The sequence below is a fragment of the Cellulosimicrobium sp. SH8 genome (assembly GCF_025818875.1).
GTDB lineage: Bacteria > Actinomycetota > Actinomycetes > Actinomycetales > Cellulomonadaceae > Cellulosimicrobium > Cellulosimicrobium cellulans_D.
The window spans coordinates 83034-97229 of the sequence record NZ_JAMXMH010000004.1; the positions used below are offsets into that span (position 1 = coordinate 83034).

Sequence of the window (14196 nt, forward strand, 5' to 3'; positions counted from 1 at the left end):
CTTGCGGCAAGGGCCCCCTGGAGGCGCAGAATCTCCGTTCGTGCGCGGGCCGTCGTCGGCCCGCGCCGTCCCGCTCAATCTCGGACCGGAGCTGATGACGTTGCCCGACGCCCCCGTGACCGCCGACCGCACGACCGACCCGACCGCACGTCCGAACCCGGGCGCCGCGCAGACCTTCGATCTCCCCGAGCGGCTCGCCGCGAAGGCCGACCCTGCCCTGGTCGCCGCCGACGAGCGGCACTTCGCCGCGATCGCGGCGAGCCTCGAGCACTCCGTCGCGGACCTCTCGCAGCGCCTCGACGCGGCGCGCCGCGCCCCCGGCGGGAGCGGGACCGAGGCGCTCGAGCGCGACCAGGAGATCCACCGGCTCAGCGGGCGGCTGCGCCTCCTGCAGCGCTACGGCGTCGACCTGTGCCTGGGCCGCATGACGTTCGCCGACGGCTCCGCCCCGGTCTACGTCGGGCGCGTGGGCCTTACCGACCCGGCGGGGGAGCGACTGCTCGTGGACTGGCGCTCGCCCGCCGCGGAGCCGTACTTCGCCGCGACGCCCGCGCACCCGCTCGGCCTCGCGGCGCGGCGCCGCTACCGGTGGGCGCGCGGTCGCGTCACGGACTACTGGGACGAGGAGCTCGTGCCCGACGGCGCGGGGTCGGGCGCGGCGCTCGACGACCAGTCCGCGTTCGTCGCCAGCCTGGGCGCGAGCCGGTCGCCGCGCATGCGCGACGTGCTCGGCACGATCCAGGCGGACCAGGACGCGATCGTGCGCGCGGGGTCGCGCGGCGCGCTCGTCGTCGACGGCGGCCCCGGCACGGGCAAGACCGTCGTCGCGCTGCATCGCGCCGCCTACCTGCTCTACGCCGATCCCCAGATGGGCGGCGGGCACGGGGGCGTGCTCGTCGTCGGGCCGAGCCGCCCGTACCTCGCGTACGTCGCCGACGTGCTGCCCGGGCTCGGCGAGGAGGGCGTGCAGACCTGCACGCTGCGCGACCTCGTCCCGGAGGGCGCCGCGGCGCGCGAGGAGACCGACCCGGAGGTCGCCCGGCTCAAGGCGTCCGCCGACCTCGTCGCCGCGATCGAGCCGGCGGTGCGCTTCTCCGAGCGCCCACCGACCGAGGGCATGGAGGTCGAGACGCCGTGGGCCGACGTCTGGCTCTCCACCGCCGACTGGGCGGAGGCGTTCGAGTCCGTGGACCCCGGCACCCCGCACAACGAGGCGCGCGACGACGTCTGGGGCGCGCTCGTGGAGATCCTCGTGGACAAGACGGTGGGCGAGGGGGCCGCGGAGGACGCCGGGGACCTGTCGGCCGACGACGTGCGCCGCGCCCTGCGCGGCCACCGCGCGCTCGGCGCCGCGTTCGACCGCGCGTGGCCGCTCGTCGAGGCGACGGACCTCGTGGCCGACCTGTGGTCGGTGCCCGCCTACCTGCGCCTGTGCGCGCCGTCGCTCACGCCCGAGGAGGCGCGCGCGCTCCAGCGCCCGGACGCGCAGGCGTGGACGACGGCGGACCTGCCGCTGCTCGACGCCGCCCGGCAGCGCCTGGGCGACCCGGAGGCGTCGCGTCGTCGCCGCCGCAACGAGGCCACCGCGGCTGCCGAGCGGGCCCGCATGGACGACGTCGTCGACCACCTCGTCGCGTCCGACGACAGCGAGCTCATGGTCATGACGATGCTCAAGGGGCAGGACCTGCGCGACGCGCTCGTCGACGAGGGGGCGATGGTGACGGCCACGCCCGACCGGCTCGCCGGCCCGTTCGCGCACGTCGTCGTCGACGAGGCGCAGGAGCTCACCGACGCCGAGTGGCAGATGGTGCTGAGCCGCTGCCCGTCACGCAGCGTCACGGTCGTCGGGGACCGTGCGCAGGCGCGTCACGGGTTCGCGGAGGGGTGGCGCGAGCGGCTCGGGCGCGTCGGGTTCGAGCGGGTCGCGGAGGCGTCGCTGAGCGTCAACTACCGCACGCCGCAGGAGGTCATGGCGGCGGCGGAGCCCGTCATCCGGGCGGCGCTCCCGGACGCCAACGTCCCGACGTCGGTCCGCAGCACGGGCGTCCCGGTCGCCCACGGAGCGGTCACGGACCTCGACGGGGTGCTCGACGGCTGGCTCGCCGAGCACGCCGAGGGCACAGCCTGCGTGATCGGTGGTGAGGGGTCCGTCGCGGCGTCGACCGAGTCGGTCTCGGCGCGGCTCGGCGAGGACGGGGCGGCGCGCGTACAGGTGCTCACGCCGGAGACGGCGAAGGGCCTCGAGTTCGACCTCGTCGTCCTCGTGGACCCGCAGGGATTCGGCGACGGCGTCGAGGGCGCCGTGGACCGCTACGTCGCGATGACGCGCGCGACGCAGCGGCTCGTCGTCCTGGATCGCTGAGCGCGGGCGCCGAGCACGACCCCAGGGTCGTCGGGGCGCCCGACGGCCTTCCGGTCGTGCCCGACGGGAGGGTGCGCCTCGTCAGGCGACCGGGACGGCCAGGTCCTCGACGACCTCGACGCCGGGCAGGCGCCCCAGCAGGTGGCCGGGGAGCAGCAGCTTCGAGCGCCGCACGCCGCTGCCAATCAGCGCGTGCGCGCCGTCGGTCACGACGCGCGAGTCGACGAGCACGCGCCACCCCTCCGGGAGCCCGACGGGCGTGATGCCGCCGTACTCCATCCCGGACTCGGCCGTCGCGCGGTCGGTCGGCAGGAACGACGCCTTGCGCACGTCGAGCAGCTTGCGGATGCGCGTGTTGACGTCGGCGCGCGTGTGCGCGCGCACCACGGCGGCGGCGATCCGCTCGTCGCCCGCGCGTGCGCCGCCCACGACGACGCAGTTCGCCGACGCCTCGACGGGCAGGTCGAACGCGGCGTTGAGCGTCGCGGTGTCCGCGAGGTCGGGGTCGATCTCCGTCACCGCGACGAGCGCCGCGACGTCCGGGTCGGCCTCGGCCCAGCGGCGCAGCGCGTCCGCGGTCACGGGGGCGACGAGGTCGAGGTGGTCGAGCGCCGGCTCCCAGGTGAGCGAGCCGAGCGTGGGCAGGGTGGCGCGGGCGTCCATGGCGCCAGCCTGCCATCCCGGGACCGCTCGTGCGGGCGAGGACCGGCTGCCGAGCATGCCCCTGCGCCCGCGAGCATGCGGTCGTGGCTCACCCCGCACGCCGGACGGGCTGCGACCCCATGTTCAGCGGGAGGGAGAGGCTCAGGTAGAGGTCGAAGGTTCGGTCGACCCTCGAGCGTGGGTCGAGGGTTGCGGCGGGCATCTCGGACGAAGGTGACGGCTCTCACCTGCGGAGTTGACACCCCGCGACGGCGGTCGTTCACTGGAAGTGTTCGAACGTCTGTTCGAACGATGGCGGGGTGCAGAACGACGCCCCCAGCAGTCGACGCGCGGTGCGCGTCCCGTCCGAGCAGCATCCCCGGGAGGCGAGATGACCCTTCTCGCCGACCCCGCCGAACGAGCGGGGGCACCAGGCCCGACGGCCGCGGCCGTCGACAAGGCCGAGCGCGCCCGCGCCGTCCTGCGCCGTGCGGAGGAGCGTACGGGCGTCCGCCGACACCGCCCGGTCGTCGCACCCGCGGTCCCGGCGGCACCGGACGCCGCCCCGCGCGCCGACACGGTCCCGCTCGCCGACGTCCCGCGTGCCGACACGGTCCTGCTCGCCGACGCCCCGCGCGCCGCCGTCTCCGCGCCGACGGTCGCGCCGGCCGAGCGCCCGGCGCACGCCCGCGGCCGCCACGTCGCGATGCGGGACCCGAGCCGGGACGTGATCCCCGACGAGCGGGCGTGGCCGGTGCACGACGCGCTCGCCCCGCTCCTGCCGCTCGGCGGGCTCCAGCGCGGCACGGTGGTCGCGGTGCGCGGGTCGACGAGCCTCCTGCTCGCGCTCGTGGCGCGGCCGTCGCGGGCCGGGGCGTGGACCGCCGCGGTGGGGTTTCCCGCGGTCGGGCTGCTCGCGGCCGCCGACGCCGGTGCGGACCTCGACCGCGTCGTCCTCGTCCCGCGGCCGGGACCGGACGCGGCGCTCGCGATCGCGGCGCTCGTCGACGGCCTGGACGTCGTGGTCGTCGGACCCGATGCCGCCCTCACCGACACCGACCGGCGCCGCCTCACCGGCCGCGCACGCGAGCGCGGGGCGCTGCTCGTCGCGGCCACGGCGTGGCCGGGCGCGCACGTCGTGCTCACCGTGACGGGCGGCGGCTGGTCCGGCGCGGACCGTGGGGCGGGCTGGCTGCGTCGGCGCACGCTCGTCGTCGAGCGCGCGGGCCGCGGGGGTGCCGCGCGCCCCACGCGGGTCGAGGTCGAGCTCCCGCTCGTCCACGAGGACTGGCCCGCGTTCCTCGCCGAGGGCGCCCGGGGCACCCGGCCCGACGCCGAGGTCGGGGTCGCCGGCCCCGTCCCCGCCCACGTCGTCGACCCCGACCGGCCCTCCCCGCTCCGGCTCGTCGGATGAGCACGAGCCCGACCCGCACGGCGGCCCTGTGGGTGCCGGACTGGCCGGTGCTCGCGGCGATGGCGGTGCGCGACGTCCCCGCGCACGTCCCCGCCGCGACGCACGACGGCCGCCGCGTCGTCGCCGTCTCCGCGACCGCGCGCGCCCAGGGCGTGCGCCGGGGCATGCGCCGCCGTCGGGCCCGCGAGTGCTGCCCCGAGCTCGAGCTGCTCGACGTCGACGACGCGCGCGACGCCCGCGAGTTCGAGCCCGTCGCGCTCGCGGCCGAGACCGTCGTCGCGGGCCTGGAGATCACCCGGCCCGGCCTGCTGCTCCTGCCCGCCGCCGGGGCGAGCCGGTACCACGGGTCCGACGCCGCGCTCGCGGAGGCGCTCGTCGCGCGCGTCGCCGAGCGCACCGGGCACGAGAGCCAGGTGGGCGTCGCCGACGGCATCCTCGCGGCCGTGCTCGCCGCGCGGGACGCCGCCGTCGTCGCGCCCGGCGGCTCCGCCGCGTTCCTCGCCCCGCGGCCTGCGCGCGACCTCGCGCACGTCGCCGCCCGCCCCGACGCCGCCGTCGCGATCGACGAGCTCGTGGACCTCCTGGGCCGGCTCGGCGTGCGTACCCTCGGGGCGCTCGCGGCCCTGCCGCCCGCGACCGTCGAGGGACGGTTCGGCGACCTCGGCGCGTGGGCGCACCGGCTCGCGCGCGGCGAGGACCTGCGTCCGCCCGCGCGGCGCCGCGTCGAGCCCGACGTCGCGGTGAGCACCGAGCTCGACCCGCCCGCCGAGCGCGTCGACGTCGCGACCTTCGCCGCGCGGCGGCTCTCCGAGGACCTGCACGACCAGCTCGTCGCGCGCTCGCTCGTCGCCGGGCGGCTGCGCATCACCGCGCGGACCACGGAGGGCGACGACCTCGAGCGCACCTGGCGGCTCGACGGGCCGGGTGCGATGAGCCCCGCGCGCCTCACGGACAAGGTCCGGTGGCAGCTCGAGGGCTGGCTCACCACCACGTCCGTCCGCGCCGGGCGTGCGGCCCGGGCCGCGCGTCGTGGCGGCGAGCACGGCTCGGTCGGCGGGGCCGACGTCGTCCCGGGCGTCGCGCCGCTGGCTCGCCTGTCCCTCACGGCCGAGGAGGTCGTCCCCGCGGGGGCGGAGCAGCCGCGCCTGTGGGGCGCGTCGAGCGGCGAGGACGCGCGGGCCCACCGCGCGCTCGGGCGCGTGCAGGGGATCCTCGGCGGCGACGCCGTCCTGCGCGTCGAGGTCCAGGGCGGTCGCGACGCGACCGACCGCGTGCACCTCGTGCCGTTCGGGGAGGACGTCGCGCGCCCGCGCGACCCGGCCCTGCCCTGGCCGGGCGCGCTGCCGAGCCCCGCGCCGGCGGTCGTGCCCGTCGAGCCGCAGGACGTCGTCGTGCTCGACGCCGCGGGGCGGCCCGTCGTCGTCGACGCGCGCCTCGCGATGAGCGGCGATCCCGTCACCGTGCGGTGGCCCGCCGCCGCGCCGGAGGAGGGTCCGCGCCGCCCGGCGGCACCCCGGGGCGAGGCGGCGCTGCCCGGTCCGGGGTCCGCGCGCGCCGTCGTGGACTGGGCCGGGCCGTGGCCGCTCGCCGAGCGCTGGTGGACCCCCGCGCCGCGGCGCCGGGTGCACGTCCAGGTCCTGCTCGACGACGGCCGCGGGCTCCTCCTCGCGAGCGCCCGCGGGCGGTGGACCGTGGAGGGCCTGTATGACTGACCGGACGACCGCTCCCCGGTACGCCGAGCTCCATGCCCACTCCGCGTTCAGCTTCCTCGACGGCGCGTCGCACCCCGAGGAGCTCGCCGCCGAGGGCGCGCGGCTCGGGCTGTCGGCGCTCGCCGTCACCGACCACGACGGCCTGTACGGCGTCGTGCGGTTCGCCGAGGCCGCGCGCAAGGTCGGGCTGCCCACGATCTTCGGCGCCGAGCTGCACCTGCCCGTCGTCGAGCACGGGCGTACGCCCGCGGGGCCGCCCGTGCTCGACCCGCCCACCGGCGTGCCGGACCCGCGCTCGACCCACCTGCTCGTCCTCGCGCGGGGGACGCAGGGCTACCGCAACCTGTCGAGCGCGATCGCCACCGCGCACCTCGCGACCGGGACCAAGGGCGCCGCCCGCTACGACCTCGACGCGCTCGGCGCGCAGGGCGCGGGCGAGTGGCTCGTGCTCACCGGCTGCCGCAAGGGCTCCGTGCGGCGCGCACTGGTCACGTCCGGGCGCGCCGCGGCGCGCCGCGAGCTCGACCGGCTCGTCGCCGTGTTCGGCGCGGACAACGTAGCCGTCGAGATCACCGCGACCGACGACCCCCGCGACGCCGACCTGCACGCGGCGCTCGCGGACCTCGCCGCCGAGGCCCGGCTACCGCTCGTCGCGACGACCGCCGCGCACTACGCCCACCCGCGCGACGCCGACCTCGCCGGGGCGCTCGCCGCGGTGCGCGCCCGCTCGTCGCTCGACGACCTCGACGGGTGGCTCCCCGGTGCCCCGACGACGCACCTGCGCACGGCGAGGGAGATGCTCGCGCGCCACGCCCGGCACCCGCAGGCCGTCGCGACCGCCGCCGCGCTCGGGGACGAGTGCGCGTTCGACCTGCACCTCGTCGCGCCCGACCTCCCGCCGTACCCGGTGCCGGACGGGCACACCGAGGCGACCTGGCTGCGCGAGCTCGTGCGCCGCGGCGGCGAGAACCGGTACGGGCCGCGCGGCCAGGAGAAGATCGCGGGCGCGTGGGCGCAGATCGACCACGAGCTGCGCGTCATCGAGGACCTGCACTTCCCGGGGTACTTCCTCGTGGTCTACGACCTCGTCGAGTTCTGCCGGGTGAACGGGATCCTGGCGCAGGGCCGCGGGTCGGCCGCGAACTCCGCGGTCTGCTACGCGCTCGGCATCACGGCCGTCGACGCGGTGAAGCACGGGCTGCTGTTCGAGCGCTTCCTCGCGCCCGAGCGCGACGGCCCGCCGGACATCGATGTCGACATCGAGTCGGGGCGGCGCGAGGAGGTCATCCAGCACGTCTACGGGAAGTTCGGGCGCACGCACGCCGCGCAGGTCGCGAACGTCATCTCCTACCGGCCCAAGTCCGCGGTGCGCGACGCGGCCCGGGCGCTCGGGTACGACGTCGGGCAGGCCGACGCGTGGAGCAAGTCCATCGAGCGGTGGGGGTCGCTGCGCGGCCCCGACCCGTCGTCGCCCGCGGCCGACCGGGCGGCGAAGGAGCGGGCGATCGCGGCGAAGACCCCGGGGCCCACCGGCTCGGCCGCGCCGGAGGTGACGACGCGCACCGCCCGGAAGGACGCCGCGACGTCGCGCCTGTGGGGGAGCCGCGACTGGTCGCCCGACCTCACCGGCCGGGGCGCGCGCGTCGTCGACCCGCTCGCCGTGGACGAGGGCGACGTCCTGCGCGCGGACGACACGCACGACGTCGTGCCCGCGCACCGGCCGCCGTCGGCCGCCCAGGAGGGCGAGATCCCGGACGCGGTGCTCGACCTCGCCGACCGGATGCTGCGCCTCCCGCGGCACCTGGGCATCCACTCGGGCGGGATGGTCATGTGCGACCGCCCCGTCATCGAGGTGTGCCCCGTCGAGTGGGCGCGCATGGAGGGGCGCACCGTCCTGCAGTGGGACAAGGAGGACTGCGCGGACGCGGGGCTCGTGAAGTTCGACCTCCTGGGCCTCGGGATGCTCACGGCGCTGCGCATCGGGTTCGACCTGGTCGAGCGGTACGAGGGCGGCCCACGTCTCGCGCTGCACACGCTGCCCGAGGACGACCCGGCGGTGTACGACCTGCTGTGCGCGGCCGACACCGTCGGCGTGTTCCAGGTCGAGTCGCGCGCGCAGATGGCGACGCTCCCGCGGCTGCGTCCCCGAAAGTTCTACGACATCGTCATCGAGGTCGCGCTCATCCGCCCCGGGCCCATCCAGGGCGGGTCCGTGCACCCGTACATCAACCGCGCGCGGGGGCGGGAGAAGGTGACGTTCCTGCACCCGCTGCTGGAGAAGTCGCTCGGCAAGACCCTCGGCGTGCCGCTGTTCCAGGAGCAGCTCATGCAGATGGCGATCGACGTCGCGGGCTTCTCGCCCAAGGACTCCGACCAGCTCCGGCGCGCGATGGGGTCCAAGCGGTCGGTCGAGCGCATGGAGGAGCTGCGCGGGCGGCTCATGGACGGGATGCGCAAGAAGGGGGTCACGGACCCGGCCGTGCGCGAGGCCATCTACGACAAGCTCAAGGCGTTCGCCGACTTCGGGTTCCCCGAGTCGCACGCGTACTCGTTCGCGTTCCTCGTCTACGCGAGCTCGTGGCTCAAGGTGCACCACCCCGCCGCGTTCTACGCCGGCCTGCTCGCGGCGCAGCCCATGGGGTTCTACTCACCCCAGTCGCTCGTCGCGGACGCGCGTCGCCACGGCGTCACGGTGCTGCGCCCGGACGTCAACGCGTCCGACGTCGAGGCGACGGTCGAGCGGCTGCCCGCCGACCGTGCGGTTGCGCCCGCCGACCCTGCGGACACCGATCGTCCTGGCGCCCGGACGGGCGACAGCCGCATGCTCGGCGGGCAGGTACGGGTCGACACCGCGTTCGGGCCGGAGCCCGACCAGACGCTCGCGGTGCGGCTCGGGCTCGCGAGCGTGCGCGGGCTCGGGAAGGACGCGGCCGAGCGCGTCGTCGCGGCGCGCGGGGCACCGGGGGAGGGGCGGCCGTTCCGGGACCTGCGCGACCTCGTGCGACGCGTCGACCTCACGACCGCCCAGCTCGAGGGGCTCGCGACGGCCGGGGCGACGGACTGCCTCGGCATGACCCGGCGCGAGGCGCTGTGGGCGGCGGGCGCGCTCGCGCAGGAGGGCCCGGGGACGCTGCCGGGCGTGAGCGTCGGGGTCGAGGCACCGGCGCTGCCGGGAATGACCGACGTCGAGACCGCTGTCGCCGACGTGTGGGCCACGGGCGTATCCGCCGACTCCTACCCGACGCAGTACGTGCGCGACGGGCTGACCGCGGCGGGCGTGCTCACGGTCGTCGGCGCGGTCGAGGTGTCGCGGCAGATCGAGCAGGTCGACGAGGCGGAGCGCGCGGCGGGCGAGGTGCCGGGGACGCGCCCGCACCCGTCGTCGCGCGTGGCGGTGGGCGGCGTCGTCACGCACCGCCAGCGCCCCGGGACCGCCGGGGGCGTGACGTTCCTGTCGCTTGAGGACGAGTCGGGCATCCTCAACGTCGTGTGCTCGCCCGGGCTCTGGCAGCGGTTCCGGAAGGTCGCGCGGGGCTCCGCGGCGCTCGTCGTGCGCGGGCGGCTCGAGCGGGCCGACGGCGCCACGAACCTCGTCGCGGAGCACCTCGCCCCGCTCTCGCTCCAGGTCGCGACGACGTCGCGCGACTTCCACTGACAGCGTGGGGCTACGGGGCTACGGGGCTACGGGGCTACGGGGCTACGGGGCTACGGGGTGACCGGCGCGACGACGCAGACCTCGAACGTGTCGCGTGAGCGGCGCAGCAGGTACCGGACCTCCTGCGCCTCCTGCTCGTTCGCGTACTCGTCGCGGTAGCTCCAGCGCACGCGCGCCCACACGAGCGCGTCGCCGACCTCCTCGACGTCCTCGAGGTGCGCGACGACGCCGACCAGGCCGTGCTCGCGGAACCCGCGCGCGGTCTCCGTGGTCGACTCGCGCACGTCCTCCGGGTCGGCGAGGAGCACGGACCTGGTCGACCCGACCACGAGCGCCGGGAACGCGTAGCTCTCGCCGATCGTGTCGAGGTCGCCCGTGGAGAGCGCGACCCCGTAGGTCGTGAGGAACGTCTGGACGTCGTCGGCGTCGAAGGACTCGGTGGAGGGATCCATGGTCCCGTTCTACCCCGTCGGTCCGGCGTCGGCGCGGCCGGGCGCCTCGGCCGCGCGCGTCAGGAGGGCAGAGCCGCGGTGACCTGCTCGAGGAGCGCGAGGTCGGCGAGGACCGTCGCGTGCTCGGCGTCGAGCCGGGCGGCCTGCCCGTCGGCGGCCGCCGTGCGCGCCGGCGCGCCGACGGCCGTGCCGGGGGTCGGCGCGAGGATCGCGAGCGCGTGCTCGACCACCGGGGCGAGGTAGTCGGCGTCGAGCACGATCTCGGAGCGTTCGACGCCGTGAGGCGTGCGCACCGCGACCGTGAAGCCCGCGGTCGGGTGCACGCCCGGGTCGAGGAACCGCAGCCGGACCGCGACGCCGCCGAGGCGCGTGGTCGCGACGATCTCGTCCGCCGAGGTCGTCACGACGGGCGGTGCCCACCCCGCGCCGCGAGGACCGCCGACCACGGCGCGGGCCGCCTCCACGACGTGGATGCCGAGGAAGAACAGGCCGTCCCGCTCGTCGGCCGGGTCGGCGGGCCCGGACACCTCCACGACCGGCCCGGGCGACGCCGTCGCCCCGTCGGCCGTGCGGGCCGCGAGCACGGCGCGGGCGGCCGCGACCTCGGGTGCGAAGCGGAGCGCGGACGCCGTGGTGACGGCGGTGCTGTGGGCGCGGGCCAGGTCGAGCGTGGCCCGCGCGTCGGCGACCGACGCCGCGAACGGCTTGTCGACGAGCACCGGGACTCCTGCGCCCAGGAGGGTGCGGGCCGCGGCACCGTGGAGCCGGCCCGCACGGTGGGCGACGATCGCCGCGTCGACCCGCCCCACGACGTCGGGCACGGTGGCCTCGTCCGCGCCGACGGCCAGCCCGCCCGCCGCGGCGAGCTCCGCGCGTCGGGCCGGCTCGCCGTCGACGAGAGCGACGACGCGCGCGCCCGGCCAGCGCCGCTCGACCTCGACGAGCCGGACGTAGTGGTCGGCGTGGGACGAGTCGAGGCCGACGAGGGCGAGGCGCAGCACGCGGCGATCGTCCCACGCCGTGTGCTGCGTCCTCCGGTCGTGGTGCCGTCACCACGCCTCGGCGAGCAGCAGCGCGAAGAGCTCGTCGGCGTCGGTCTCGAGCCCGCGCGCGGCGAACCACGCGGACATCGTGCGGCAGTCGCGCAGCAGGAGCTCGGTGCCGAACGGGTTGGCCACGAGGTCGACCACCTGCGGCAGGTCGATGATGACGAGCCGGTCGCCGTCCGCGAGGACGTTGTACGGGGACAGGTCGCCGTGCGCGAAGCCGAGGCGGGCCAGCACCGCCATCCCGTCGCGGAGCTGGTCCCACCACGACGCGAGGAGGTCCAGGTCGGGCCGCGTGCGCGCGAGCCGGGGCGCGGCCTCGTGCGCGACGCCGTCCGACGTCCCGACGAACTCCATGAGGATCTCGTTGCCGTCGATCTGGACGGGGTAGGGGACGGGCGCGCCGGCCGACCAGAGCTCGCCGAGCGCGGCGAACTCGGCCGCCGCCCACTGCCCGGCCGCGACCTGGCGCCCGTAGCGGGACTTGCGGTCGAGCGCGCGCCGGTCGCGCGTGCGGCGTACACGGCGGTCCTCGGTGTAGACCGTGTCGCGCCGGAACGCGCGGTGGTCGAGGTCCCGGTAGCGCTTGGCGGCGAGCAGCGTGCGCCGGGTGGCGTCGTCGGGGACGGCGCGCTCGACGAGGAAGACGTCCGCCTCCTTGCCGGTCTTGAGCACGCCGAGCTCGGTGTCGACGGCCGCGTCGGCGGTCACGACCCAGTCGGGGCGCGGTTCCGGTCCGCGCTGCCCCTTCTCCACGGCGGACCACGTGGACCAGCGCTGGTCGTCGCCGAGCGCGGCGTCGAGGACGCCCGCCGCGGGGACGGCGTCGTCGAGGTCGTCGTGCCGCCGCAGACGGCGGGGCGGGGGAGTGCGGGGGTCTCCCGCGAACGTCGGCGGGAGGTATGGGTCGGGGTACAGCAGGTCGTGCTCGGGCACGGGTGGGCTCCTTCGGGCGGGGAGCGCGCGGCGCTGTCGCCGCCTCGGGGGCGGCGGCGGGCGCGGGCCGTCTCGGGGGACGGGCCCTGGACCGTCTAGCGGCGGTCGGTGCTCCCGGGGGTGGTGGACACGCGAGCGTGGGTCGTCCAGCTCATGGCGTTCCTCCTTCCTCCGGTGCCCGACGGCGCGGGCGACGTCCCGTGACCGTCCCACCCGGGCGCGGCCCGGGGCAAGCGAATTACCGTCGGCCGTCAGCCGGAGCGGCTCACGCGGCGCCGGTCGCCAGCGCCTGGACCGCCGACGCGACGCGCTCGTACGCCCCGTACGTGTCGTAGCCCATCTGGTCGAGCGCGGACCACACGAACCCGACCGTGGCGTAGAGGCCGACGGCCGTCGCGAGGATCCACTCGCGCACCGACCCGGTGTCGCCGAGCAGGGGCAGGGCGAAGCTGCCTCCGGGGCGCCAGACGTCGTCGACCACGAGGGACTTGCGCACCCAGCGCGGGGAGCGGAGCTTCACCGGCCACAGCAGCGGCGCGCCGTTGGTCGTGAGCACGTCGCCCAGGATGTGCACGGTGACGCCGATGCCGACCGCGACCGGGAGCCAGTTCCACTCCTCGGGCGAGAAGAGCGCGACGAGGGCCGCGACGGTGAGCGACGTGACCCACGGCATGAGCTTGCCGCGTCGCGTGAGCTTGAGCGCCTTGAGCGCGAGCGCGACGAGCAGGACCGCGAGGAGGCCGCCGCCCACGTAGACCGTGCCGAAGCTCTCCGTCTCGACCGTGACCAGACCCACGAGCCACGCGAGCGCGGTGAACACCGCGATGCCGAGGAACGAGTGCGTGCCCTGGCGGTGGCCGCCGGAGATCGTCTCGACCGCGTCGGACACCCACTCGCTCACGGGCGGGAGCGAGTGCGCGAACGTGCCGTTGTGGTGGTCGGCGTCGGGGAGGAGCGCGGCGCCGGCGCACACGACGGCGCCCGTCATGACCCCGACCGACGACACGGGGTGCCACCCGAGCGCGAACGGGGCGGTGGACGTCACCGCCACCCAGGCGGCGGCTCCGGTCGCGGCGTGGTGGGCGCCCATCATGGCGGCGGGTCTCCTGTCGTCGGGCCCGGCCGGGTGGTTCGTCGGCGTCGGGAGGTGTGTCCGGAACGTCCGGAACCCTACCGGGTGCCGCCGACAGTGCCGGAGGGCCGCCCGGGCGCGGGCGCACCGCCGGGAAGAAAAGTGTGCCAAGCGGCGACGTGTGCCGCGAGGGGGTCGCCGGCCCAGCCCGCGACGGCGGGGCTCGCGGAGTATTTCTGAGGAATTCTGGAAATAGGGTTGTGCCGAACGAAAAAGGCGCGTACGGTCTTCCTCGGTCGACGACATTCCGGTGCGTGGGCCACCCGACATGACCGAGAGGAGCAGTGCCGTGCGCGAATCTGTCCAGCACGACCGGCGACGTCCCGTGCTGCCCTGCGAGCGGCCTCGTGTCGTGCTGCCCGCGGCGTATCTCAGCGTGTCCTCGTCCTTCGCCGGCGACTCCGGCGGTCCTGTCGTCTGACCTCAGCGTCGCACGACAGGCCGTCCCGGGACATCGCCGGGGCGGTTTTTTCTTGTGCGTGAATGTGTCCCGTGGCGGGGCGCATTTGTCGTGCCGCCATTTTGCCCATTCCCCGTCGGCGCGCATTTGTCGTGCGCCCTGCGGTGAAAAGCACTGCCTTCGTGGTCCAACGGACACGACGCCGCTCTACGGAAGCGGAGACGGGGGTTCGACTCCCTCCGAGGGCACCTGGACGCCTCGCGTCCCGTCTGCTCGACGTTAAGGAGCACCAGCGCGCGTAGCTCAGCGGACAGAGCGCCGGCTTCCGGAGCCGGGCGGCGGGGGTTCGAGTCCTCCCGCGCGCACCGGCGCCGCCCCGCCCGGGGCGGCGTCATGATCGTCAGGACGACCCGAGGAGGTCAGCACCGTGAGCACCGAGGCCCAC

9 protein-coding genes and 2 tRNA genes are annotated in these 14196 nt (G+C 76.4%); 6 read left to right on the forward strand and 5 right to left on the reverse strand.

Annotation, left to right across the window (positions count from 1 at the left end):
* Window positions 1-94 precede the first annotated feature (94 nt).
* On the forward strand, window positions 95-2362 hold the full coding sequence (gene helR, locus NF338_RS07015) for an RNA polymerase recycling motor ATPase HelR (RefSeq protein ID WP_264030117.1): 2268 nt from the start codon (window positions 95-97) through the stop codon (window positions 2360-2362).
* An 81-nt stretch (window positions 2363-2443) separates the two neighbouring features.
* On the opposite strand, the gene NF338_RS07020 is transcribed toward helR, so the two are convergent.
* Complete coding sequence (locus NF338_RS07020; protein WP_264030118.1) at window positions 2444-3025, reverse strand: YbaK/EbsC family protein; 582 nt, start codon at window positions 3023-3025, stop codon at window positions 2444-2446.
* A 370-nt stretch (window positions 3026-3395) separates the two neighbouring features.
* Here NF338_RS07020 and NF338_RS07025 point away from each other — a divergent pair, with 370 nt between their 5' ends.
* Genes NF338_RS07025 through NF338_RS07035 form a run of 3 tightly spaced genes read left to right on the forward strand, consistent with a single transcriptional unit; the run spans window position 3396 to window position 9785 of the window.
* Window positions 3396-4418 carry a hypothetical protein gene (locus NF338_RS07025; RefSeq protein ID WP_264030119.1) on the forward strand — a complete coding sequence of 341 codons (1023 nt, stop codon included), beginning with the start codon at window positions 3396-3398 and terminating at the stop codon, window positions 4416-4418.
* The gene (locus NF338_RS07030; protein WP_264030120.1) at window positions 4415-6130 is read left to right on the forward strand and encodes a DNA polymerase Y family protein; all 1716 of its coding nucleotides are present in this window, start codon (window positions 4415-4417) and stop codon (window positions 6128-6130) included. The genes NF338_RS07025 and NF338_RS07030 overlap by 4 nt, the downstream gene beginning before the upstream one ends.
* The gene (locus NF338_RS07035) at window positions 6123-9785 is read left to right on the forward strand and encodes an error-prone DNA polymerase (protein WP_264030121.1); all 3663 of its coding nucleotides are present in this window, start codon (window positions 6123-6125) and stop codon (window positions 9783-9785) included. Before NF338_RS07030 ends, NF338_RS07035 begins: the two co-directional genes overlap by 8 nt.
* 50 nt (window positions 9786-9835) lie before the next feature.
* On the opposite strand, the gene NF338_RS07040 is transcribed toward NF338_RS07035, so the two are convergent.
* From NF338_RS07040 to NF338_RS07055, 4 genes are all read right to left on the reverse strand, one after another.
* On the reverse strand, window positions 9836-10237 hold the full coding sequence (locus tag NF338_RS07040) for a hypothetical protein (protein WP_264030122.1): 402 nt from the start codon (window positions 10235-10237) through the stop codon (window positions 9836-9838).
* Between the two features lie 59 nt (window positions 10238-10296).
* Window positions 10297-11238: a Gfo/Idh/MocA family oxidoreductase gene (locus tag NF338_RS07045; RefSeq protein ID WP_264030123.1), complete on the reverse strand. Its 942-nt coding sequence runs from the start codon at window positions 11236-11238 to the stop codon at window positions 10297-10299.
* Between the two features lie 48 nt (window positions 11239-11286).
* The gene (locus NF338_RS07050; RefSeq protein ID WP_264030124.1) at window positions 11287-12219 is read right to left on the reverse strand and encodes a serine protein kinase RIO; all 933 of its coding nucleotides are present in this window, start codon (window positions 12217-12219) and stop codon (window positions 11287-11289) included.
* A gap of 265 nt (window positions 12220-12484) precedes the next feature.
* On the reverse strand, window positions 12485-13312 hold the full coding sequence (locus NF338_RS07055) for a metal-dependent hydrolase (RefSeq protein WP_264030125.1): 828 nt from the start codon (window positions 13310-13312) through the stop codon (window positions 12485-12487).
* A 615-nt stretch (window positions 13313-13927) separates the two neighbouring features.
* Here NF338_RS07055 and NF338_RS07060 point away from each other — a divergent pair.
* Window positions 13928-13999 (forward strand) — tRNA-Arg (locus NF338_RS07060).
* A gap of 44 nt (window positions 14000-14043) precedes the next feature.
* Window positions 14044-14116, forward strand: a tRNA-Arg gene (locus NF338_RS07065).
* The last annotated feature ends 80 nt before the right edge of the window (window positions 14117-14196 follow it).

Excerpts from the sequence above, each read along its gene's own strand:
- helR (WP_264030117.1), top strand. The coding sequence starts at position 95 with ATGACGTTGCCCGACGCCCCCGTGACCGCCGACCGCACGACCGACCCG.
- NF338_RS07020 (WP_264030118.1), bottom strand. The coding sequence starts at position 3,025 with ATGGACGCCCGCGCCACCCTGCCCACGCTCGGCTCGCTCACCTGGGAG.
- NF338_RS07025 (WP_264030119.1), top strand. The coding sequence starts at position 3,396 with ATGACCCTTCTCGCCGACCCCGCCGAACGAGCGGGGGCACCAGGCCCG.
- NF338_RS07030 (WP_264030120.1), top strand. The coding sequence starts at position 4,415 with ATGAGCACGAGCCCGACCCGCACGGCGGCCCTGTGGGTGCCGGACTGG.
- NF338_RS07035 (WP_264030121.1), top strand. The coding sequence starts at position 6,123 with ATGACTGACCGGACGACCGCTCCCCGGTACGCCGAGCTCCATGCCCAC.
- NF338_RS07040 (WP_264030122.1), bottom strand. The coding sequence starts at position 10,237 with ATGGATCCCTCCACCGAGTCCTTCGACGCCGACGACGTCCAGACGTTC.
- NF338_RS07055 (WP_264030125.1), bottom strand. The coding sequence starts at position 13,312 with ATGATGGGCGCCCACCACGCCGCGACCGGAGCCGCCGCCTGGGTGGCG.